The organism is Pseudoxanthomonas sp. F11, assembly GCF_037046485.1.
Taxonomy (GTDB): Bacteria; Pseudomonadota; Gammaproteobacteria; order Xanthomonadales; family Xanthomonadaceae; genus Pseudoxanthomonas_A.
In genome coordinates this window covers 624,440-646,247 of sequence record NZ_JBANLZ010000001.1, presented here as the reverse complement: position 1 = coordinate 646,247, position 21,808 = coordinate 624,440, and the positions used below count along the sequence as shown (strand labels likewise).

The 21,808-nt window shown below is 67.7% G+C and carries 21 protein-coding genes and 1 pseudogene; 10 read left to right on the top strand and 12 right to left on the bottom strand.

Annotated features, from left to right (window positions below):
- Positions 1–51: 51 nt before the first annotated feature.
- The gene (locus V8246_RS03275) at positions 52–2,988 is read right to left on the bottom strand and encodes a TonB-dependent receptor (protein ID WP_336187882.1); all 2,937 of its coding nucleotides are present in this window, start codon (positions 2,986–2,988) and stop codon (positions 52–54) included.
- A 248-nt stretch (positions 2,989–3,236) separates the two neighbouring features.
- On the opposite strand from V8246_RS03275, the gene V8246_RS03270 reads away from it, so the two are divergent.
- The gene (locus V8246_RS03270) at positions 3,237–4,022 is read left to right on the top strand and encodes a DUF1223 domain-containing protein (protein ID WP_336187881.1); all 786 of its coding nucleotides are present in this window, start codon (positions 3,237–3,239) and stop codon (positions 4,020–4,022) included.
- Between the two features lie 20 nt (positions 4,023–4,042).
- On the opposite strand, the gene V8246_RS03265 is transcribed toward V8246_RS03270, so the two are convergent.
- Positions 4,043–4,531, bottom strand: coding sequence for a hypothetical protein (locus V8246_RS03265; RefSeq protein ID WP_336187880.1), 489 nt, complete (start codon positions 4,529–4,531; stop codon positions 4,043–4,045).
- A 103-nt stretch (positions 4,532–4,634) separates the two neighbouring features.
- Positions 4,635–5,123, bottom strand: a complete 489-nt coding sequence (locus V8246_RS03260) for a hypothetical protein (protein ID WP_336187878.1) — start codon at positions 5,121–5,123, stop codon at positions 4,635–4,637.
- A 111-nt stretch (positions 5,124–5,234) separates the two neighbouring features.
- On the opposite strand from V8246_RS03260, the gene V8246_RS03255 reads away from it, so the two are divergent.
- Complete coding sequence (locus V8246_RS03255; RefSeq protein WP_336187877.1) at positions 5,235–6,677, top strand: PLP-dependent aminotransferase family protein; 1,443 nt, start codon at positions 5,235–5,237, stop codon at positions 6,675–6,677.
- 4 nt (positions 6,678–6,681) lie between these two features.
- Here the strand turns inward: V8246_RS03255 and V8246_RS03250 are convergent, their stop codons facing one another.
- Positions 6,682–7,095, bottom strand: a complete 414-nt coding sequence (locus V8246_RS03250; protein ID WP_336187876.1) for a hypothetical protein — start codon at positions 7,093–7,095, stop codon at positions 6,682–6,684.
- Positions 7,096–7,204: 109 nt separating this feature from the next.
- Here V8246_RS03250 and sufT point away from each other — a divergent pair, with 109 nt between their 5' ends.
- From sufT to V8246_RS03230, 4 genes are all read left to right on the top strand, one after another.
- Positions 7,205–7,756, top strand: coding sequence for a putative Fe-S cluster assembly protein SufT (gene sufT / locus V8246_RS03245; protein ID WP_336188322.1), 552 nt, complete (start codon positions 7,205–7,207; stop codon positions 7,754–7,756).
- Positions 7,757–7,806: 50 nt separating this feature from the next.
- The gene (locus V8246_RS03240) at positions 7,807–8,904 is read left to right on the top strand and encodes a branched-chain amino acid aminotransferase (protein WP_336188321.1); all 1,098 of its coding nucleotides are present in this window, start codon (positions 7,807–7,809) and stop codon (positions 8,902–8,904) included.
- A gap of 370 nt (positions 8,905–9,274) precedes the next feature.
- Positions 9,275–11,065 carry a S8 family serine peptidase gene (locus V8246_RS03235; protein WP_336187875.1) on the top strand — a complete coding sequence of 597 codons (1,791 nt, stop codon included), beginning with the start codon at positions 9,275–9,277 and terminating at the stop codon, positions 11,063–11,065.
- 496 nt (positions 11,066–11,561) lie between these two features.
- Positions 11,562–13,352 (top strand): S8 family serine peptidase, encoded by a 1,791-nt coding sequence (locus tag V8246_RS03230; RefSeq protein ID WP_336187874.1) that lies wholly within the window; start codon positions 11,562–11,564, stop codon positions 13,350–13,352.
- 429 nt (positions 13,353–13,781) lie between these two features.
- Here V8246_RS03230 and V8246_RS03225 read toward each other — a convergent pair whose 3' ends face one another.
- Both V8246_RS03225 and V8246_RS03220 read right to left on the bottom strand, forming a co-directional pair.
- On the bottom strand, positions 13,782–14,060 hold the full coding sequence (locus V8246_RS03225; protein ID WP_336187873.1) for a hypothetical protein: 279 nt from the start codon (positions 14,058–14,060) through the stop codon (positions 13,782–13,784).
- A 393-nt stretch (positions 14,061–14,453) separates the two neighbouring features.
- Complete coding sequence (locus V8246_RS03220) at positions 14,454–14,681, bottom strand: hypothetical protein (RefSeq protein ID WP_336187872.1); 228 nt, start codon at positions 14,679–14,681, stop codon at positions 14,454–14,456.
- Positions 14,682–14,886: 205 nt separating this feature from the next.
- Here V8246_RS03220 and V8246_RS03215 point away from each other — a divergent pair, with 205 nt between their 5' ends.
- The 3 genes from V8246_RS03215 (at position 14,887) to V8246_RS03205 (ending at position 17,487) form a co-directional block, all read left to right on the top strand.
- The gene (locus V8246_RS03215; RefSeq protein ID WP_336187871.1) at positions 14,887–15,105 is read left to right on the top strand and encodes a DUF4287 domain-containing protein; all 219 of its coding nucleotides are present in this window, start codon (positions 14,887–14,889) and stop codon (positions 15,103–15,105) included.
- Positions 15,106–15,377: 272 nt separating this feature from the next.
- Positions 15,378–16,145, top strand: coding sequence for a 7-alpha-hydroxysteroid dehydrogenase (gene hdhA / locus V8246_RS03210; RefSeq protein WP_336187870.1), 768 nt, complete (start codon positions 15,378–15,380; stop codon positions 16,143–16,145).
- A 10-nt stretch (positions 16,146–16,155) separates the two neighbouring features.
- Positions 16,156–17,487 (top strand): serine hydrolase, encoded by a 1,332-nt coding sequence (locus V8246_RS03205; protein WP_336187869.1) that lies wholly within the window; start codon positions 16,156–16,158, stop codon positions 17,485–17,487.
- A gap of 239 nt (positions 17,488–17,726) precedes the next feature.
- Here V8246_RS03205 and V8246_RS03200 read toward each other — a convergent pair whose 3' ends face one another.
- Together V8246_RS03200 and V8246_RS03195 are read right to left on the bottom strand one after the other, a co-directional pair.
- Entirely contained in the window at positions 17,727–18,497 is a 771-nt protein-coding gene (locus tag V8246_RS03200; RefSeq protein ID WP_336187868.1) for an SDR family oxidoreductase, read from the bottom strand.
- A 213-nt stretch (positions 18,498–18,710) separates the two neighbouring features.
- A pseudogene (locus V8246_RS03195) lies at positions 18,711–19,007 on the bottom strand (asparaginase); the annotation flags it as partial.
- Positions 19,008–19,107: 100 nt separating this feature from the next.
- Between V8246_RS03195 and V8246_RS03190 the strand changes: the two are divergent.
- Positions 19,108–19,473: a GNAT family N-acetyltransferase gene (locus tag V8246_RS03190; protein WP_336187867.1), complete on the top strand. Its 366-nt coding sequence runs from the start codon at positions 19,108–19,110 to the stop codon at positions 19,471–19,473.
- A 126-nt stretch (positions 19,474–19,599) separates the two neighbouring features.
- Here the strand turns inward: V8246_RS03190 and V8246_RS03185 are convergent, their stop codons facing one another.
- From V8246_RS03185 to wrbA, 4 genes are read right to left on the bottom strand one after another with little or no spacing between them, the layout of a single operon-like run.
- Positions 19,600–20,085: an asparaginase domain-containing protein gene (locus tag V8246_RS03185; RefSeq protein WP_192201835.1), complete on the bottom strand. Its 486-nt coding sequence runs from the start codon at positions 20,083–20,085 to the stop codon at positions 19,600–19,602.
- A gap of 20 nt (positions 20,086–20,105) precedes the next feature.
- Positions 20,106–20,822 carry a hypothetical protein gene (locus V8246_RS03180; RefSeq protein ID WP_336187866.1) on the bottom strand — a complete coding sequence of 239 codons (717 nt, stop codon included), beginning with the start codon at positions 20,820–20,822 and terminating at the stop codon, positions 20,106–20,108.
- Positions 20,819–21,151, bottom strand: a complete 333-nt coding sequence (locus V8246_RS03175; RefSeq protein WP_336187865.1) for a DUF2069 domain-containing protein — start codon at positions 21,149–21,151, stop codon at positions 20,819–20,821. The genes V8246_RS03180 and V8246_RS03175 overlap by 4 nt, the downstream gene beginning before the upstream one ends.
- The gene (gene wrbA, locus V8246_RS03170) at positions 21,151–21,747 is read right to left on the bottom strand and encodes an NAD(P)H:quinone oxidoreductase (RefSeq protein ID WP_336187864.1); all 597 of its coding nucleotides are present in this window, start codon (positions 21,745–21,747) and stop codon (positions 21,151–21,153) included. The genes V8246_RS03175 and wrbA overlap by 1 nt, the downstream gene beginning before the upstream one ends.
- Positions 21,748–21,808: the final 61 nt, after the last annotated feature.

Below are 21,808 nucleotides of genomic sequence, written 5' to 3'. Positions count from 1 at the left end.
CGCTGCGCGCCCCGCGTCCGGCCCCAGCACGGGTCCGGACGCGGGCGTCGCTCAAAAGCGTTGCAGATACTTCATGTAGAGGAAGCGGCCGATGTCGTACTGGCCGTGGTAGGACACGTTGGCGCTGGGCTGGCTGTAGAACTGCGGGCCCTGGCGGTCGAACACGTTGTTGGCACCCACCGAGATCGTCGCATCCCACGGCGCCGTCCAGCGCAACTCGATGTCGTTGAACGTCACCGAGCCGCGCTTGTGCACCGCACGGGACTGCGCCGGGTTAGCGGCGACGAAGCTGGGATCGCTGCATTCGTCCGGGAACAGGGCTGCGGACAGGCAGGTTTCCTTCTGCGAGGAGTAGTAGCGGGCGCCCCAGGTCGCGCCGAAGCTGCCGTAGGTCCACGTCAGGTTGGCGTTGGAGCGGACGCGGAACGTGCCGATGAAACCGGGCGAGGTCGCGTAGCCGACCAACTGCTGCGGCAGGGTGGCGGGGTTGGTGTCGGTCTTGATCTCATCGCGCGCGGTGTAGGTGGTCTGCCAGACCAGCCGGAAATCGCCCGCCGCTTCGGTGGCAAGGCGATAGCTCAGGTCCAGGTCGTAGCCCTCCGTTTCGCGGTAACCGGCGTTGATGCCGTTGAAAGTCAGGTTGTTGACGAAGCCGAGCACCGGGTCGCGGGTGAAGGCGGCGCAGCGCGCGGCATCGTTCTGGATGTAGCAGTCGTTGAGCATCTGTGTGGGCGTATCGGCCACGATCGTGTCTTCGATACGTATGTTCCACCAGTCCAGGCTGACGTTCAGGCCGCTGGCGAATCCCGGGCTCCACACCACGCCCAGCGTCTTCGATTCGGACGATTCCGCCAGCAGGTCCGGGTTGGAGCCGTTGAAGAACGCCACCGGTGTCTGCGAGTTCGGCGATCCGGCCGGGACGAAGCCCTGTGCGAGCTGGCGGTAGGTGTCGGCATTGGCGATGTCCTGGGCGCAGCGCGCGCGGACCGATGCATTGCCGGCCGATGCCCCGAACAGCGTGTCGCAAGGGTCGGTGAAGAAGCTGAAGGTCTGCGAACCCCCGCCGTACAGGTCGTTGATGGTCGGCGCGCGGAAGCCTTCGGCGTAGGTGCCGCGCACGAGCACCGAGTCGACCGGCTTCCACTTGAAACCGAGCTTGCTGTTGGTGGTATCGCCGAAGGTGTCGTAGTCCGAATAGCGCGTGGCCACGCTGAAGCTCAACTCCTCGGCACCGGGCAGGTTGGCCAGCAGGGGGATCGACAGCTCGGCATTCAGCTCGTCCACGCGATAGCTGCCGCGGGTGGGGCCTGCGGACAGGGTGGTTGAGTTGCCCGTCACCGCCATCGCGTCGGGAATGAAACGGCCGGATTCCTTGCGGCTTTCCACGCCCACGGCGAAGCCCAGTTCGCCACCGGGCAGCGCGAAGAGCGAGCCCGACAGATTGGCGGTGAACGCTTCGGTCTCCGTCTCGCCGGTCGAGTTCAACGTCTGGAACAGGAAGTCGGTCAGCGCCTGGTTGTCGGTCAGGCCGCCGTCGCCGACGCGGCCGAAGGGGATGAAGGGGTTCCAGGCCACGCAGTCGGTCAGCGGGATCGGGCTGGTCGGCGTGCCGCATTGCACCTGGCCGTTGGCGTTGAGGAACGACGGGCCCACCGCATGCGCCACGCGCGCCAGATTGAGGTTGCCGTAGTTCTCCTGCTGGACCTTGTTGTTGTTGTACAGGTAGTTCACGTCCCAGTCGTAGAACCGTTCGCCCGCCTGGAAGCTGCCCTCCAGGCCCGCGGTGAAGCGCCAGGTGGTGGAGGTGGGCTTGTCCACGCGCGGGATCTCCCACGTGCGGCGCGCGAAGTTGACGGCGGTCGGTGTGGCATAACCGTGGTGCGTACCGACCGGGTTGTAGTAGCTGTCGGCCGACATCATCAGGCCGAACGACGCGCTCTGGAACGGGTAGCCGGCCACCTGCCGTGCCGCCTCGCGCTCGCTGTACAGCATGCTGCCGCGCAGGCGGATGTCCTCGTTAAGGTCGAAGCTGCCATCGACGAACAGCGAGCGGCTCTCGAGCGGCGTGCGCAGGTGGGTCTGCTGGTTGGGATTGCTCTTGTCGGCGGTGGAGCCGGCCGGATCGGCCGCGCTGGTGCCGGTATTGGTGTTGAGCGCATGGAAGTTGCCGATGTTGCGCCAGTCGGCGCCGGCGTCGAGCACGCGATTGCCGCCCAGGGACGCGGGAAGATTGATCACGCCCCACTGACTCACCGTCGTCCATCCGCGCGTGGGATGCCACTGGCCCTGCGGGTACGCCGAGTATGGCCGGTCGCGGGCCATGACCTCCTCTTCCTTGCGGTACTCCACCGCGGTGGTCAGCGAGCCGCGGTCGCCGTTGAAACCCAGTACGAAGTCGGCGCGGGTGATCTTGCCGTCGCCCTCGTCGTACTGGCCGTGATAGAGCTGCGCCTGCGCGCCTTCCACACCGGAGCGGGTGATGATGTTGACCACGCCGGCGATGGCGTCGGAGCCGTAGATCGACGAGGCGCCGTCCTTCAGCACCTCGATGCGTTCGACGGCGGCGGTCGGGATCAGCGAGATGTCCTGCAGGCCGCTGGTGCTGGCGCCGATGCGCTGGCCGTTCACCAGCACCAGCGTGCGCACGGTGCCGAGGTTGCGCATGTCGATGAACTGTCCACCCACATTCTCGCCCGCCGACAACGGCATGGCGCGGCTGATCGCCGGCGCACCGGTGGCGGAGATGTTCTGCAGGATGTCGGCGATGGACTGGAAACCCTGTCGCTCGATGTCGTCCCGGCTGATGGTCAACACCGGCGCGGCGCTTTCCATGTCGACCTGGCGGATGCGGCTGCCGGTGACCTCGATACGGTCCAGCGTGGTGGGGTCCTGCGTGCTGTCCTGGGCGGCCGCGGCGCAGGTGTACATCGCGGTGGCGGCGAGCGCCACGCGGATGGCCTCGCGCAGTGGGCTGTGCTGCAACGTCATGGGATGGCTCCGTGATGGGTGGAAGGCGCCCGCGCTGCGTCGGCGGGCTTCCGTCAGCATCACGAGTTCTTAACCCCGGGATTGCGCGCACCACGACGAAAACGATATGCGCGGCTTGATCATCCGGACCGGCGCGTCCATGCGGCGCGTGCAGCGATATCCCGGGCCACGACTTGCGCAGCGCCTGCACAACGCTCACGGGAGCGCGCCGCTAGCGTCATGCCTTCCATTCACGCCTGGGAGTCGCCATGCTGCGCAGTGCATTGCGGGCCGTCTGCTGGATCACGGGCATCGCCGCGTGCATGGAAGCCGATGCGGCGTGTTCGATGACGAGCGGAAGCGGGCGTGTGCCGTTGGTCGAGTTGTACACCGCCGAAGGCTGCAGCGAATGCCCCGCAGCGGATCGATGGCTGTCGTCGCTGGCGCTCCAGCCGCCAGACCAGCGGCCCGTGCTGTTGGCGCTGCACGTGGACTACTGGGACGATATCGGCTGGCCCGATCCGTTCGCCGCACCGTTGCATGGCAGGCGACAGGAGGCACGCGTCCTGCTCGCCGGCAAGCGCGTGGTGGTGACGCCTCAGGTGATGATGGGTCGGCACGTGCTGGTCGATTGGCGGGACACGGGCGCGTTCTCGAGGCTGCTGGCGGCGGAGCGTTTTCTGCCGCCGGGCATCGACCTCTCCCTGGATGTCACGCGCGGACAGGGCGAATTGCGCGTGGCGATCGGCGCACACACGCGGGAAGCGTCCGTCTCGTCATCGCTGTTGTGGCTGGCCCTCTATGAGGACGGGCTGAGCCGGCGGGTGACGGGCGGCGAGAACGCCGGCAGGTGGCTGCGGCACGACCGGGTGGTAAGACACCTGCAGGGGCCATTGCCAGTCCTCGGCGACACACATGCCAGCGAGGCCAGCGTGCCGCTGCCTGCGGATGCGGACATCCGCGTGATGGGCCTGGTGCTGTTTGCCGAGTCGTCCCTGACCGGCGAGGGACTGCAGGCGATGGAGTTGCCGTTGTCGGCATGCGGGCCGGAATGAACGTGCACGCCCTTTTGTCGTCAGCCGGGCGCCGGGCCGCGCAGCGCGCGTGCGGCGGCGAATGCGCAGGGTGTGCCCACCAGCGCCATGTGCGCAGCCAGGTGCGCCAGCTGGCTCCATTGCCACGCAGGCCATTGCCCGTTGCTTGCGGCGGAGAGCGGCACCACCACGTAGGTCATCGCCAGATAGAGCACTGCACCGTAGAGCGGTCCGAACAGCCAGGGGCGCCGGGCCAGTGCGGGCCAGATGCGCGCCACCCGATAACAGGCCCACGCCATCACCAGCACGATGCCGTAGTGCGACAGTGCGCCGAGCACGGCCGCAGGCGCGCCGACCGAATAGGCTTCGCGCCCCAGCCACCCCGAGGCGATGGATTGCAGGATGCGCACCGGTGGCACCCCTTGGGCACCCCAGAAGGCGAAGGCGTACAGCAGGTCGAGCGAGCCCGCGAAGGCGGCGGCGAGGAACACGGTGGGAGCGACGGCACGGCGGAAGCAGGAAGGTGTCATGTGCATGCGGATGGGACATCGGGGCTGCGATTGGACGTGTGGCGTGCGCGCATGCACAGATCCAATTGCGTCCCCGCCCCACGGGGCCATGCCGACGCGGATTTCAGCGACGCATCACGCGTCCGCACGCCCAGGCGATCGGTACGCCGATCAGTCCGGCGCACGCCAGCAGGCATACCAGCACCCCGTCGGGTCGGGACGGTGCGCCGCCCTCCACCGCCAGCAAAGGGACGGCCACATGGAACACCGCCACGTACATCGACGCGCCGAACAGGGCGCCGACGCGCAACGGGTGTCGGCGCAGCGCGGCATGACGCCTGAACGCGGCCAGGTACAGATGCGCCAGCAGCCACACCAGCGCCGTGTAGGCCAGCACCCCGAGCAAGGCGGTGGAGGTGCCGCCGTCGTAGGCGGCGCGGCCGAGGAACCAGGCGGAGATGGACTGCGGGATGCGCAGCGGGTCCACGCCCTCGAACCCCCAGAACAGGACCACCACACCGAGGTCCAGCACCGCGCCAGTGGCCGCCGCGAGCAGCACCCAGGGCGTCCGGAGATGAGGGCGTTCGACGCCGTGGGCGAGCAGGACGGGCATGGCGGGACACCTCCGGCAGGGGAATTGGCTCTATCAACGCGCTTGGAAGTGGCACTATCAAGGTCCAATTCCATCGCTTGGAATAGGGCCAATCCACGCAGGGAGTTTTTCGTGCACGTGAACATGGACGGCCAGGGGCCGCTGCATGCCCAGCTGACCCGGGCCCTCAAGGCGGCCATGTTCGCCGGCCGCCTGGGCGAAGGTGGCCGCCTTCCGGCCACGCGCCAGCTGGCGCGCGAGCTGGGTCTGTCGCGCAACACCGTCTTGGCCGCCTACGAGCAGCTGCGGGCGGAGGGCTTCGTCCGCGGCCAGGTGGGGTCGGGCAGCTTCGTCACGCCCCCGGTCAAGCCCGAGGCACTGCCGTCGCCCGCCCAGGTCGAGCACCCCCCGCAGTCCGCCTTCGCCCGGCGCGGCCGCCGTTTCCACGACCACGCCACCATGCCCGGGCGGGCAACGCCCGGCATGCGCTACGCCTTCTCCTACGGTGTGCCGTACACCAACCCCGCGCTCACCACCGCCTGGGCGCGCGAACTGGGCCGCGCCGCCGCGTACACGCCCCCCAGCTACCCGATGACCCAGGGCCTGCCGGCTCTGCGCGAAGCGGTGTGCGACTACCTGGCGCGCCGTCGCGGCGTGCAGGCCGCCCCCGCGGACGTGCTCATCGTCGCCGGTACCCAGCAGGCCATGGCGTTGACCGCACGCGTGCTGCTGGACGTGGGCGAAAGCGCCGTGCTGGAGGAACCGCATTACACGGCGATGCGCGAAGTGCTGCAGATCCATGGTGCGCAGGTGGAGGCCGTGGAGGTGGACGCGCACGGCCTGCGCCTGGACCGGCTGCCTGCCGCGCCGCCCAAGCTGGTGTGCGTGACGCCGTCGCACCAGTTCCCTTCCGGCGTGGTCATGACGCTGGAGCGCCGGCTGGAACTGCTGGCCTATGCCAGCCGGCACGACTGCTGGATCTTCGAGGACGACTACGACGGCGAATTCCGCTACGACGCCCAGCCGCTGGCTGCGCTGCGCTCACTGGACCGCGACGGCCGTGTGGTCTACGTGGGCACGTTCTCAAAGGCGCTGTTCCCCTCGCTGCGGCTGGGTTACCTGGTGATGCCGCCCGGCCTGCAGCGCGATTACCTCAACGCCAAGTGGCAGGACGACTTCGGCAGTTCCGCCATCGAGCAGGCCGCGCTGGCCAACTTCATGGCCGATGGCGGCTTCGAGCGCCACCTGCGCCGCGCCGGGCGCGCGCTGTTGGAGCGACGTGGCGCGCTGCTGGCCGCGCTGTCGCGGGAACTGGGCGATGCGCTGCATGTGGCCGACTCGCGCGCTGGCATGCACCTTGTCGCGTGGCTGCGCAGGGCGGACCCGGAACAGGGGAACGCATTGATCCTCGCCGCGCGCGACAAAGGGCTGGACCTGTACTCCATCGCGCCGTACTACCAGCGTTCTCCCTCGCAGGCCGGGCTGCTGATGGGATTCGCCAGCATGTCCGTGGCCGAGATCGAGCAGGCCGTGCAGGTGTTCGCCACTTGCATGCGCGAGGGGGGACTGGCCTGAACGGTCAGCGTGCGCCCCACGCGGCGGCCGGCGGGGCGAGCGCCAGCGCGGCCCAGTCCAGCGGCGTCATCGCCAACATCAGCAGCGTCCAGCCATGGTGCAGGCCCAGCTTCAGCGCCGAATCCCACGGCGTGAGCCCCAGCGCGAAGCCCAACTGCGTCGCCACGATGCCCCACAGCGACATCCCGCAGATCACCACCGTCGCCACCAGTGCCAGCGCGGCCCGCGGCGTGCCCGCCGGCATGCCGGCCAGACGCAGCACCACGATCACGTCCAGAGCCGCAAGCAGGGCCATCCAGCCCGCCTGCCGTTGCAGATAGAGGGCGGCCGTCACCCAGATCAGGACCAGGCTGGCGCCGCCGAGCAGCAACATCAGGGGGACCAGCCAGCGGGAAGGGCGACGCGTCGCGGGGGGCATGGGAACTCCGACAGGGCCGCCAAGGATAAGGCTTCGACCCGGTTCCCGGGGGTGGGGGCTACAATAGGCCGCCTTGCAGCGCCCCACGCGCGCCACCATCTGGTCCGGCATGTATTCCCGCAGCAGCGAACCCGTCCAATTCTCCCGCGATTGCGCGGCCGTGCTGGTGCCGCAGGGCGAACTCGTCACCCTGCCGGCCGGCAGTTACGGCTACATCACCCAGGCGCTGGGCGGCAGCTACACCGTCTTCGTGGAAGGCAACCTGTTCCGCATCGCCGGCAAGGACGGCGACGCCATCGGCAAGGAACCCACCGAACCGCTGTCGCTGCCGGACAACGCCAGCGACGACGAGGTCGAGGCGCTGGTCTGGAACCAGCTGCGCACCTGCTTCGATCCGGAGATCCCCTTCAACATCGTCGACCTGGGCCTGGTGTACGAAGCCAACCTCAGCACCCGCGAGGATGGCCAGCGCGGCGTCGAGGTCAAGATGACGCTGACCGCCCCCGGCTGCGGCATGGGCGAGATCCTGGTCGACGACGTGCGCAGCAAGCTGGAAATGATCCCCACCGTGGCCGAGGCCGATGTCGAACTGGTGTTCGACCCGCCGTGGGGCCGCCACATGATGTCCGAAGCCGCCAAGCTGGAAACCGGCATGCTCTGAGCCCCGGCTCGCCCGCTGCAGAACCCGTCAGGAAGGAAGAGATGAACGTGATGAACGCCGCCCCGTTGACCTACCGCGTGATCCGCAACGAGAAGGCCCGCACGGCCGCCGAGCGCGACGCCATCCTCGCCAATCCCGGTTTCGGCCTGCACTTCACCGACCACATGGTCGAGATCACCTGGGACAAGGCGCAGGGCTGGCATGATGCGCAGGTACGCGCCTACGGCCCGCTGTCGCTGGACCCGGCGGCTTCCGTGCTGCATTACGGTCAGGAGATCTTCGAAGGCATCAAGGCCTACCGCCATGCCGACGGTTCCATCTGGACCTTCCGTCCCGACGCCAACGGCGCGCGCCTGCAGCGCTCGGCCGCACGCCTGGCGCTGCCGCAGCTGCCGGTGTCCGAGTTCGTCGCGTCGCTGCGCCAACTTGTCGCCGTCGATGGCGACTGGGTGCCGTCGGCGCCGGAGACCAGCCTGTACTTCCGTCCCTTCATGATCGCCACCGAAGCCTTCCTCGGCGTGCGCGCCGCGCAGAAGGCCGGTTATTACGTCATCGCCAGCCCGGCGGGCGCTTACTTCGCCAAGGGCGTGGCGCCGGTGTCGATCTGGCTGTCCGAAGACTATGCACGCGCCGCCAAGGGCGGTACTGGCGCGGCGAAGTGCGGCGGCAACTATGCCGCCTCGCTGCTGCCGCAGCAGGAAGCGCAGGCACAGGGCTGCTCGCAGGTGCTGTTCCTCGATCCGGTGGAAGGCAAGTACCTGGAGGAACTCGGCGGCATGAACGTGTTCCTGGTCTACAAGGACGGCCGCATCGTCACCCCGGCGCTGTCGGGCAGCATCCTGGAAGGCATCACCCGCGACAGCATCCTGCAGATCGCGCGCGATCGCGGTCACGCCGTCGAAGAGCGCAAGGTCTCCATCGATGAGTGGAAGCAGGGCGTGACCTCCGGCGACATCGTCGAAGTCTTCGCCTGCGGCACCGCCGCCGTGATCACGCCGATCGGCCAGCTGAAGGGCAAGGGCTTCGCCGTTGGCGACATCAACGCGCCGGCGGGTGAAGTGACGATGGGCATCCGCAAGGAACTGACCGATATCCAGTACGGCCGCCTGCCGGATCGCCATGGCTGGCTGGTGAAGCTGCGCGACTGATCCACCCTTGCGCACGGACGAGGACGAGGCCCGCCCTTGGCGGGCCTCGTTTTTTTGTGGCGGGTGCGATGCAAGTGTGAGATGGAACCGCATCGCGGGGCCGAGTGCCGAGCATGGCGCTGCCCGTCGTTCCGCGGATGCTCCTCAAGGCGGAGGCAATCTAGATTTCGCTGCAATCGTGATGCGATCAAGTGTGCTCGCTGTCACGGAATGGCGCGGGTTCGCTCCGTTAGCGTCTGGATGCGTCATGCGTTGCACGGCGCGTCGTTCGGCCGAACGCGGCAGGCCGCCATGTCCTCCGTGCCACCTCTTGCGTCCCGTCCGGGCCTTTGCCGCGTTCGCGGCTTTTTCAACATTTTGGGAGAAGCTGATGTCTGGATTTGCAATGCGTGGTTCGCGAGTTCGCCTGCTATGCCTGTCGTCTGCCGTGCTCGCATCGCTGTACGCGTTGCCGGCGATGGCCGGCCGCGTGGACATGAGCGGCCTGCAGGCGGAAGAGCCGGGCGGCTACGACCGCTTCATCGTGAAGTACCGCGACGGCAGTGCCGAAAGCACCAATCCGACGCAATTGCAGCGCTCGCTGACCAATGCGGCCAGCACCGGCGTCGCCCAGCGCGGCGGCCGCGCGCTGGGCCTGCAGAAACTGCGCCGGCTGGCGGCAGGCGGCGCGGACGTGGTGCGCGCCGATCGCAAACTGGACCGGGTGGAAGCCGAGTCGCTGATGCGCCAGCTGGCCGCCGATCCCAACGTCGACTACGTGGAAGTGGACCAGCGCATGTACGCGGTGCTGACGCCCAACGACACGCGCTTCTCCGAACAGTGGGGCTTCGGCACGACCTCGTCGGGCATCAACGTGCAGCCGGCGTGGGACAAGTCCACCGGCGCGGGTGTGGTCGTGGCGGTCATCGACACCGGCATCACCGACCATGCCGACCTCAACGCCAACCTCCTGCCGGGCTACGACTTCATCAGCGATACCTTCGTCTCGCGCGACGGCGACGGCCGCGATTCGAACCCCAACGACGAAGGCGACTGGAACCCGGTGGCGGGTGAGTGCTACCTCAATTCCCCGGTCGCGAACTCCAGCTGGCACGGCACCCATGTGGCCGGCACGGTGGCGGCGGTCACCAACAACGCCAGTGGCGTGGCCGGTACCGCGTTCGGCGCCAAGGTGGTGCCGGTGCGCGTGCTGGGCCGATGCGGCGGCCTGACCTCGGACATCGCCGACGCGATCACCTGGGCCTCCGGCGGCACGGTCAGCGGCGTGCCCGCCAACGCCAACCCGGCCGAAGTGATCAACCTGTCGCTAGGCGGCGGCGGCACCTGCTCCACCACGTACCAGAACGCGATCAACGGCGCCGTCGGTCGCGGTACCACCGTGGTGGTGGCGGCCGGCAACAGCAACGTCAACGTGTCCAACGCCGTGCCGGCGAACTGTCCCAATGTCATCGCCGTGGCGGCCATCACGTCGGCGGGCTCGCGCGCCAGCTTCTCCAACTACGGCACGGGCATCGACATCTCCGCGCCGGGGCAGAGCATCCTGTCCACGCTCAACAGCGGCACCACCACGCCCGGCAGCGCCAGCTACGCCTCGTACCACGGCACCTCGATGGCGGCGCCGCACGTGGCTGGCGTGGTCGCGCTGATGCAGGCCGCGGCGCCCTCGCCGCTGACGCCTGCACAGGTGGAAAGCACGTTGAAGAGCACGGCGCGTCCGTTGCCCGGCACGTGCTCCGGCGGGTGCGGCGCGGGCATCGCCAACGCCGACGGCGCGGTGACGGCGGTGCAGGGCGGCACCCCGCCGGGCGGCGGCACGACGACCTACACCAACGGCACCGATGTCAACATTCCGGACAACAACAGCACCGGCGTGACCAGCACCATCGCCGTGTCGGGCCGTACGGGCAATGCGCCCAGCAACGCGCAGGTGGCGGTGAACATCGTGCACACCTACATCGGTAACCTGATCGTGGACCTGATCGCACCCGATGGTTCGGTGTACGTGCTGCATAACCGCACGGGCGGCAGCGCCGACAACATCAACCAGACCTACACGGTCAACCTGTCCAGCGAAGCGCTCAACGGCAGCTGGCGCCTGCGTGCCCGGGATCGCGCCAGAAAGGATACCGGCTACATCAACAGCTGGAGTGTCACCTTCTGAGGATGCACCGCGAGCATGTACAGGGAAGTGCAGGAGAAACCCCGGCCTTGGCCGGGGTTTCTCGTCTCGAGAAGACCTCTTCCGGGCTTGCCAGGCCGCGATGGCGTGAGCGACCGATCCACGGCCGTGTCTCTACCTCAGGAAGAGACGCATCGAGCGAACCTCCTTTTCGCGTACGCAACCGACGCGCGCAGGAATAGAAAATTCGCGATCTTCACGCATGCAGCACGTAAATGAATCTACGAAGCGGTGTCCACCGGTGGCTCCCGCTTCATGCGTGTATCCCGGCGATTACGTTTGAAACATCATGCGATGAAGTGTGGCTTTCATCGCTGATTCACGCGGCCGGGCTCCGCTAGCGTCGTGGTGCGCCATGCATTGCATGGCGTGTCGCCCGGTCGAACGCGGCAGTCCGCTACGCCCTCCCGTGTCAGTCTCCGCGCCCCGACCGGGCTCTTGCCGCATTCGCGGCTGTCAACCTTTGAGGGAGAGTCTGATGTCTGGAATTGCAAAGCATGGTTCGCGTGTGCGCCTGCTGTGCCTGTCGTCGGCGGTGCTGATGTCCCTGTACGCGTTGCCGGCGATGGCCGGCCGCGTGGACATGAGCGGCCTGCGGGCGGAAGAGCCGGGCGGCTACGATCGCTTCATCGTGAAGTACCGCGACGGCAGTGCCGAAAGCACCAACGCGACGCAGCTGCAACGCTCGCTCAGTACGGCCGCCAGCACCGGCGTCGCCAAGCGCGGTGGCCGCGCGCTGGGCCTGCAGAAGCTGCGCCGTCTTGCCGCCAGCGGCGCGGACGTCGTGCGCGCCGACCGCAAGCTGGACCGGGTGGAAGCCGAATCGCTGATGCGCCAGCTGGCCGCCGATCCCAACGTCGATTACGTGGAAGTGGACCAGCGCATGTACGCGGTGCTGACGCCCAACGACACGCGCTTCTCCGAACAGTGGGGCTTCGGCACCACGGCGGCGGGCATCAACGTGCGGCCGGCGTGGGACAAGTCCACCGGTGCGGGCGTGGTGGTGGCGGTCATCGACACCGGCATCACCAACCATGCCGACCTCAACGCCAACCTCCTGCCGGGCTACGACTTCATCAGCGACACGTTCGTCTCGCGCGACGGCGACGGCCGCGATTCGAACCCCAACGACGAAGGCGACTGGAACCCGGTGGCGGGCGAGTGCTACAGCGGTTCACCGGTGACCAATTCCAGCTGGCACGGCACCCACGTGGCCGGCACGGTGGCGGCGGTCACCAACAACGCCAGTGGCGTGGCCGGCACCGCGTTCGGCGCCAAGGTGGTGCCGGTGCGCGTGCTGGGTCGCTGCGGCGGCTACACCTCGGACATCGCGGACGCGATCACCTGGGCCTCCGGCGGCACGGTCAGCGGCGTGCCCGCCAACGCCAACCCGGCCGAAGTGATCAACCTGTCGCTGGGTGGTGGCGGCACCTGCTCCACCACGTACCAGAACGCGATCAACGGCGCCGTCGGTCGCGGTACCACGGTGGTGGTGGCGGCCGGCAACAGCAACACCAACGTGTCCAGTTCGGTTCCCGCCAACTGCCCCAACGTCATCGCCGTGGCGGCCATCACGTCGGCGGGCTCGCGCGCCAGCTTCTCCAACTACGGCACGGGCATCGACATCTCCGCGCCGGGCGCCAGCATTCTGTCCACGCTCAACACCGGCACCACCACGCCGGGCAGCGCCAGCTATGCCTCGTACAACGGCACTTCGATGGCGGCGCCGCACGTGGCTGGCGTGGTCGCGCTGATGCAGGCCGCGGCGCCCTCGCCGCTGACGCCCGCACAGGTGGAAAGCACGTTGAAGAGCACGGCGCGTCCGTTGCCCGGCACGTGCTCCGGCGGGTGCGGCGCGGGCATCGCCAACGCCGACGGCGCGGTGACGGCGGTGCAGGGCGGCACCCCGCCGGGCGGCGGCACGACGACCTACACCAACGGCACCGATGTCAACATTCCGGACAACAACAGCACCGGCGTGACCAGCACCATCGCCGTGTCGGGCCGTACGGGCAATGCGCCCAGCAACGCGCAGGTGGCGGTGAACATCGTGCACACCTACATCGGTGACCTGATCGTGGACCTGATCGCACCCGATGGTTCGGTATACGTGCTGCACAACCGCAGCGGCGGCAGCGCCGACAACATCAACCAGACCTACACGGTCAACCTGTCCAGCGAAGCGCTCAACGGCAGCTGGCGTCTGCGCGCCCGCGATCGCGCCAGCGTCGACACCGGCTACATCAACAGTTGGAGCATCACCTTCTGAGCGTCTGCCCGCTGGGGCGCGCACGGAGGTGCAGGAGGAACCCCGGCCTTGGCCGGGGTTCTTTTCTAAAGGCGAGGGTGCGGGCGCTACCCCGTGACGGCCAAATCAATCTGGTCCGAGCCACCTGCTGGCGTCTCCCCCGCGTACCAAATGCGATGGCCCAGACAGGGCCTCCTAAGCGAAGACGCGGGGCAGTCGCGATCCTTGGTACACCGATGTATCAAGCCAATCGTATTGACACGAGATTGGTCTGCATATCTACTGATTTCGCACCTACTTAAGGGTGCGCAAAAGACACAAGGACGATCTCATGAAGGCAAAATATGGTCTTTCGATGGCATTGGCCATGATGTTGGGCGGTATGGCTGCAGCAGCGCCGGCTCCCGTGCAAGCAGGCCAAGGTGAATTTTGTACTGTCTCGGGATGCTTTCAGTGGATATGCGTTTCCTCTGGTTGCGCGTGGGTATGGGTTCCCAATACGGAGAATCCGAATCCGACGAAGCCCAATAACTGATTCCATATAGATTCGTGGAACATGTGCAAATCGCGCAAAGCGATTTGCACTTCTAGGCCCCACGGGCACAAATCGATCAGTTCGCGTCCTGACATCCGCATGCGGGGCGACATCGCCATCGATCTTCTCCCGTCATAGGCCAGCAGACGCTGGACCTGCGGCGCCCGCTCATCCTGCGCATCGCCCATCTCCACCAGCGAGTCATTGACACCGAAATGGCGCTGGACAGCGACCTGATGGCCGCTGCGCTGGAGGCGTACGGTGTGTTGAAGGTGACCGGCAAGGACAAGGCCTCGACGAAGCCAGCCGCAACCTGGGCGCGCGGTGGCGCATCAGCCGGCAGGGAACGGAGGAGCCGGAAGGAACGAGCGGCGGCAACGAATAGCTCGTTGCTGGGTGATGGAAAGCAACGGCCCCGCGATGCGGGGGCAGCTCAACGCAGCCCAAGGTGATCGCCGACATGATCGACCGCGCCGGCACCCACCGCCTGCGATGCACGGGCCGGGTTGGAGCAGAGTGCGAATCCGGAATCAGGCGGCAGGCGTTCGGACCCGTCGACCACGCGCCGGTCGAGACTGGGTCCGAACCTAGGCGATGCCCCAGCCCTGCCGCCGCGCGATCTTGAGGATGTCATCCTCGGCGGCTTCGGGCGTGGCGTGCAGCTCGCGGGTCACGACATACACCGTGCAGGGCGCTTTCGCGCTCCTGAAGTTCGCTCTGGCCTGCACATAGCCCATGCCAAGGGCGTTGCGTCGCTCGGCAAATTCGATGCGCAGCACGATGCCCGCTTCGCAGGCTTCTTTCGGTTCCATCATGGGCGCTCGTAGGCGCCGAGAGTGTGCGCGCAACCGTTCTACGCCCTTTCATGGGGCATAGCAAGGACAGGCAATGGGGGCGAGCTGTGACTGACGACCGCGTGTCCGCATGTCGATCCCGTGCACGCAGTTTCGTCGAACAGGCAAGGGCGGTATCCCGGCAGCCAATGGGACGGCCGCCGCCACGGCACGATGAGAGACGACGATGACGACGAACGAAAAAGTGAAAGGCCCGGCCTCCTACTTCCCCTCGATAGAGAAGCAGTACGGCAAGCCGGTGGAGCACTGGTTCAAGGTGCTGGATGCCATCAGCGACCGCAAGCACATGGAGCAGGTGGCCGTGCTGAAGTCGCAGCACAAGCTGGGCCACGGCCATGCGAACGCGCTGGTGGCGTATCACAAGGCGAAGCGTGGGGTAGGGTGACGCCGCCTCGCGTGCGGTGGCCCGTGCGGCAGTGGCGCGGCTTGGGAAGCGCGTGCAGGCACGCTCAGGAGGCCGATCAAGCCGGGATTCGCGGCGCACGAGCCACGACTCGCCGGGTGGTGCGCAGGCGCGGGCATCGTATTCGGACAAGGCTCGGCGGACATCGGTCCAGCGATGGGTGGCGTTCCGACGGCAGGTGGTCGAGCGGCGTGCCGGGCCGGTGAAGTCGGCGTACAGTAGCCGCACGTCATTCCGGCTGCGAGGAGCGCGCGATGTTCGATCCTGCGGATTTCAGGCTGGACGGCCAGGTGGCCGTGGTCACAGGCGCCGGCGCAGGCATCGGCCGCGCGATCGCCGAGACGTTCGCCGCCGCCGGCGCGGGCGTGGTGGCCAGCGACCTGGACGCAGGCGCGGCGCGGGCGGTTGCCGACGGCATCGTGGCGCGCGGCGGCCAGGCGCTGGGCCTGGCCTGCGACGTGACTCGCGAAAACGCACTGGAGGCGCTGGTGCGGGAGACCGTCGCCCGTTTCGGCAAGCTCACCGTGCTGGTCAGCAATGCCGGCGGCGGCGGGCCGAAGCCCTTCGACATGCCGATGGCCGACTTCCGTCGCGCATTCGACCTCAACGTGTTCTCGCTGTTCCGGCTGGCCCAGCTGGCGGCGCCGGAAATGCAGAAAGCCGGCGGCGGCGCGATGCTGGCGATCACCTCGATGGCGGGCGAGAACCGCAACAAGCGCATGGCCGCATACGGGGCCTCCAAGGCCGCCACCAACCACCTGATCCGCAATCTTGCCTTCGACCTCGGTCCGCTGGGCGTGCGCATCAACGGCATCGCGCCGGGCGCCACCCGCACCGCGGCGCTGGCGTCGGTGCTCAACGACGACATCGAGCAGCGGATGCTTGCGCACACGCCCATCCACCGACTGGGTGAGCCGCAGGACATGGCCAATGCCGCGCTGTACCTGTGCTCGCCCGCGGCGGCGTGGGTCAGCGGACAGATCCTCACCGTCTCGGGTGGTGGGGTCCAGGAACTCGACTGAGGAACAGCCCATGACACATGCATTCGTCGCCGCGCTCGCACTCGTGCTGCTGGGCATGTCCGGGCCGTCACACGCAGCCGATACGGCCCCGCCGAACGCTGCGCCCGATGCCGAGGCCTCCGACCCCCGCGCCCTGGGCTGGATGCAGGGCTTTCCGCCGCCGCCCGACAAGCGCCTGAGCGCGGCCGATGGGTCGTTCTTCCGCTTTCCCGCACTGCGCTGGAGCGTGGTGCACATGCGGGAGTTCCTGCCCACGGTGGAGGTGTCGCGCGGGCTGGGCGCACCGGTGCCGCTGCCGGTGGCGCTGGACGGCGCGATCGATGCGATCCGCTTCACGCCCACCGGGGCGAGCGCGCCGATGACCTGGAAGGCATCGCTGGCGGCCAACTACACCGACGGTCTGGTGGTGCTGCATCGCGGCCGCGTGGTGTACGAGTTCTATGCCGGCGAGCTGCGCGAGGACCGCAGCCATGCCGCGATGTCGGTGACCAAGTCGTTGACCGGTACCCTGGCCGCGATGTTGGCCGCCGAGGGCGTGATCGACCCGGCGGCGCCCGTGACGCGCTACGTGCCGGAGCTCGCGAGGTCGGCGTTCGCGGATGCGCGCGTCCGCGACGTGATGGACATGACCACCTGCCTGCGTTACAGCGAGGACTACGCCGATCCGGAAGCGGAAATCTGGGAGTACGCCAAGGCCAGCAATCCATTGCCGCAGCCTGGTGCGGAGGTGGTCGGGACGGCGGCCTACCTGCGCACGCTGCAGCCCGAGTCCGGATGCCGGGTGGGCGAGGCGTTCGCGTACAAGACGCCCAACGCCGATGTGCTGGGCTGGATCGTCGCACGCGCATCCGGCAAGTCGGTCGCGACCCTGCTGTCGGAACGCATCTGGCGCCGCATGGGGATGGAGCAGGCCGGCTACTTCCAGGTGGATGCTACCGGCATGCCGGTGGCCGGAGGTGGCTTCAGCGCCGGCTTGCGCGACATGGCGCGCTTCGGCCAGCTGCTGCTCGACGGCGGGAGCTGGCAGGGCGAGCAGCTCATCCCGCGCGCGGTAGTGGAGGACATCCGCAAGGGAGGGAGTCGCGCGGCATTCGCGCGTTCCGGGCATCCGGGCCTGGTCGGCTGGTCGTATCGCGACATGTGGTGGGTCACCCACAACGCCCATGGCGCATTCGCGGCGCGTGGCGTCCACGGCCAGACCGTCTACATCGATCCGAAGGCGGAGATGGTGATCGTGCGCTTCGCGTCGCACCCGCAGGCGGCCAACGCCGCCAACGATGCGACGTCCCTTCCCGCCTATCAGGCGTTGGCCGATCACCTGCTGTCCCGCGAGGGGAAATAGGCGTTACCCGCGCCCACCGCTGCCGTGCAACGCATGGGGGGCGCCCCATCCTGGCCAAGGTGCCGTCGCGGCGATGCAGGCCTGCGCGGTGGCCCGGGATGCCATTCCGCGCATGGCCGATGCTGGCAGGGGCCGCTGAAGGGGCCGGCGAACCCACGTCTCGCGCGAGCCGTAGGGGGCCGATAGCCGACAGACACGTCGGATGTCGGCTGCCGACCCGAAGCGGACCTGTCTCCCTGTCAGGCGCGCGCGATGGATACCCCGCCGTCGACGAGAAAGGCCGTGCCCGTGATGAAACTCGACGCATCCGATGCCAGATGCAGGACGGAGCGTGCGATCTCTTCGGGCATGGCCATGCGCTTCAACGCATGGATGCCCTCCACGAAAGCCTGCACGTCCGGCGTGGCGTCCGGCGCATGGGTGAGGCTGGCGGGCGTGTCGGTGCCTCCGGGGAGGACGGCATTCACCCGGATACCCTTCGCGCCGTATTCGGCCGCCAGCGCCTTGACCAGGCCGATCTGTCCCGCCTTGCTGGCGGCGTACGCCGCCATGCCGGGAAGGCCGGCCGTGTAGCCGACGAAGGAGGACGTGAAGATGAGTGAGCCGCCGCCGCGCGCCAGCATGGCCGGCACCTGGTACTTGGCGCCCAGGAACGCGCTGGCAAGATTGGTGTCGAGCATCTCGTGCCATTCGTCGAGCGACATCTCCGTGATGGGCTTGATCTCTCCCACCATCCCCGCGTTGTTGAACGCAACGTCAAGGCCACCGAAGCGGTCGTTGGCCGTGTCGACCAGGGCCTTGGCCACCTTCTCGTGTTTGATGTCGCCCGGCACCGCGATCGCTTGCCCGCCCTCGGCTTCGATTTGACTGACAAGCGCGTCGAGTTTGGCGGAACGACGTCCACTCACGACCACGCGCGCCCCTTCTCTGGCGAACAGCCTGGCCGTCGCACGTCCAATGCCGGAGCTGGCCCCGGTGACGATGGCCACTTTCTTTGCCAGTACATCCATCTGCAACTCCCGTCTTGTTGAGTCGGGAGAATCTATCGGCCCGTGCCACCCGCCGATATCCGCTTCTTGCGCTCGCAAGCGGCATGCCGTTACGCCCGCTGATGTGGCGTGCCGTGTCGGAATGCCGGGCAGGCCCCATGCCCCTCATCTCCCCTTGCGACAAGGCCCGCATCAGCGGACCTTGTCGTTACCGAGGATGGAAGGCATCCAGCCTCACACCGCCTCGAACCGATTCGCCGCCACGTTCTTCCTGATCTTCGGCGGGTCCCGGATCCGCCCGTTCATGGCGATGTAGACGCCTGCCGGCAGCGACTGCACTGCGCCGATGGCGCCGTCGCTAATGAAAAACTCCGCGTCTGGGCCACGGAAGCGGGCCCGGCTGAGCGCGCCGGTCATCACGCGGGTGTTGTCCGGGATGGAGGCTAGCTCGTGGCCCATCTGCATCCTGCTGTCGGTGCCGTGGGTGACCTGCGCGTGCCGGGTCGGCTGCGCGGCGATTCAGCTGGGGACAGGTATTCTGCCTCCCCTTCCGGCCTGTTTGCCTTTGCCTGGGCCGCGACACGGCCCAGCGTGACCCGGCATTCGGCCATCGCCGTCAAGTGGACCCTCATTGAAAGCAACCCCCCTCCAATGGAAAACAGACTGGTGCTTCGAGGAGAGCCAGCAGCGACGGCACTATGTCATTGAGCCATGGCTCGATGGCCGCCGCGTAGGTCGTGCTCATGGGTGGTTCGAGTCGGGCGAGCGCTTTGTGCTGGAGAAGATCGAGATCGATTCGAGGCAGCGCTCTCGCGGCTATGGCAGTACGGTGATCGAACAGCTGCGACAGAAGGCGCGTGACGAGGGATGTCGCGAGCTGGTGATCAACAATGTGCGCTCCAGTAACCTCAGGGCCATCTCGCTCTATGAGGCCCTGGGTGCAAAGGCCGTCCCGCTGTCGTCAAACCTTTGCGCATTCGCCATTTCACCGCCGTAGGCCCATTCCGACACAGGGTCAGGAGAGGTTTTCAGCGTAGGCGTCGGGAAACGATTTTCCCTCCCGTGAAAGCACAAGGCCCGCATCTGCGGGCCTCATTGTTGCTTCTGCGTCCGTCGGCCGGTATCACACCGCCTCGAACCGGTTCGCCGCCACGTTCTTCCTGACCTTCGCCGGGTCCCAGATGCGGCCGTTCATGGCGATGTAGACGCCCGCCGGCAGCGACTGCACGGCGCCGATGGCGCAGCCGATGTTGAACTCCGCATCCGAGCCGCGGAAGCGGGCCGGACTGAGGGCGCCGGTCATCACGATGGTTTTGTCCGGAATGGAGGCCAGCACGTGGCCCGTCTGCACCATGCTGTCGGTACCGTGCGTCACCAGCACGTGCTTCGTCGGCTGCGCGGCGATGGTGGCGCGGATCAGCTCGCGGTCCTCGTCGGTGATGTGCAGCGAATCCTTTCGCAGGATCGGGATGACCGTGAAACGGAACGTCACCCCCAACTCGCGCAGGATCATGCCGATCTGCGGGTCGCCTATCTGGTAATCGGACTTGTCGTCGAAGTAGATCTTGTCGATCGTGCCACCGGTGGTGACGATCAGCAGCTCGTCCATCTTTGTGCTCCTGCCGGCGCTCACGGCGCGCCTGGCGTTGTGTCCGGGGGTGTCAGGCGGTACGCCTCGCCGTAGTGCCGGCAGATCATTTCTTCCAGTCCCGGCGAAGGCGGTGCGACCACCACGCGATTATCGCTGCTTTCCCGCAGGAACGTGCATTGCGCGTCCCCGCGACCGTCTTCGTCGTACGTGGCGCCACTGCCGTCCACCTGCGCCCGCAGGTCCTGGTTGCCGTCGCCGAGGGGCAGCGACCGCACGGCATCCAGCTTCCACATCAGATAGTTCCAGCTGCAGCAGCTGCTGCGCCCGGCCTGCACCAGCCATCCGTCGATGAACTGCAGCTCGTAATAACCACCGCTGAAGAAGTGCTGCAGCGTCCGCGTGGCCGGGTCGACCCGGTAGACATCGCCCTCGCAGTTCGGCCCCGCACCGCACGCGCCGAGGATCTCGATCTCATGCAGGCCGTCACCGTCCAGATCCACCAGACGGGCATTGCCCATCGGGGTGTACGTCGTTTCCTGGTCGATCTCCAGGCGGTCGCAGGTACGTCCGGCGTCGCACGCGAGCTCGACGATGTGGCGACGCAGCGTGGGCGAAGGGCATTCCGTCCGCACGGTCAGCACGCTGCCGTCCCGGTTCTCCACGCGTGCCGGTTCGACTGGTTCGCACACCGCCTCCTGTGCCCACGCGGATGGCGCGAACAGACCCAGGAACAGTGTCGCGACGAAACGCTTCATTCCCTGCTGCCGAACCGCTTGGCGAACGCCGGCCAGCTGGTGGCCAGCACGATGCCGACGGACAGCACGATGCCCGCCCAGGCGAAGGGCGCCTTCACCGGATCGGCCCAGGCCACCATCACCGCGTGCGAGAACCAGAACAGCGCCAACACGCCCGCCCAGAATGCCGCCGTGCGCCGCCGCGCCATCACGCCGATCATCAGCAGGATCGGCGGCAGCGCGAACACCAGCAGCGCCAGCGTGTACTGGCGGTCGCCGTAGAACCACACCGCATACAGGACGGCCAGCAGCTGCAGCAGGCCGGCCAGGACCAGGCGCGAGCGTTCCATCAGCGCACCTCCAGCCGACGCGCGATGTCGGCCACGCGCCGGCCCAACGCACGCGCCAGCGCGGCTTCCTCGTCGCTGGGCTGTGGATCGTCCTGGCCACCGGCCACATGGCTGGCGCCGTACGGCGTGCCGCCGGTACGCGTGCTGCTCAGCTGCGGCTCGGTGAAGGGAATGCCGACGATCACGCAGCCGTGGTGCAGCAGCGGCACCTGCATGGACAGCAGCGTGGATTCCTGCCCGCCATGCTGGGTGGCGGTGGAGGTGAACACCGCCGCCGGCTTGCCCACCAGCGTGCCGCTGGCCCATTCCGCGCCCAGCCCGTCGATGAAGTGCTTCACCGGCGCGGCCATGTTGCCGAAGCGGGTGGGGCTGCCGACGATCAGGCCTGCGCACTCGGCCAGGTCCTGCCGGTCCACGTACGGCGCGCCGTCCTCGGGCACGGGCGGTGCCGCCTGCTGGGTCACCGCGGCCACCGGCGGCACGCTGCGCAGGCGCGCGGACATGCCGTCGACTTCGCCCACGCCGCGCGCGATCTGCCGCGCCAGCTTGGCCACGGAACCGCCGCGGCTGTAGTAGAGCACCAGGATCTCGGGCATGGGCCGTCTTCGTCGTTCGGGGAGCGCCTAGTATCGGCGATGTCGCCTCCAAGACGCATCG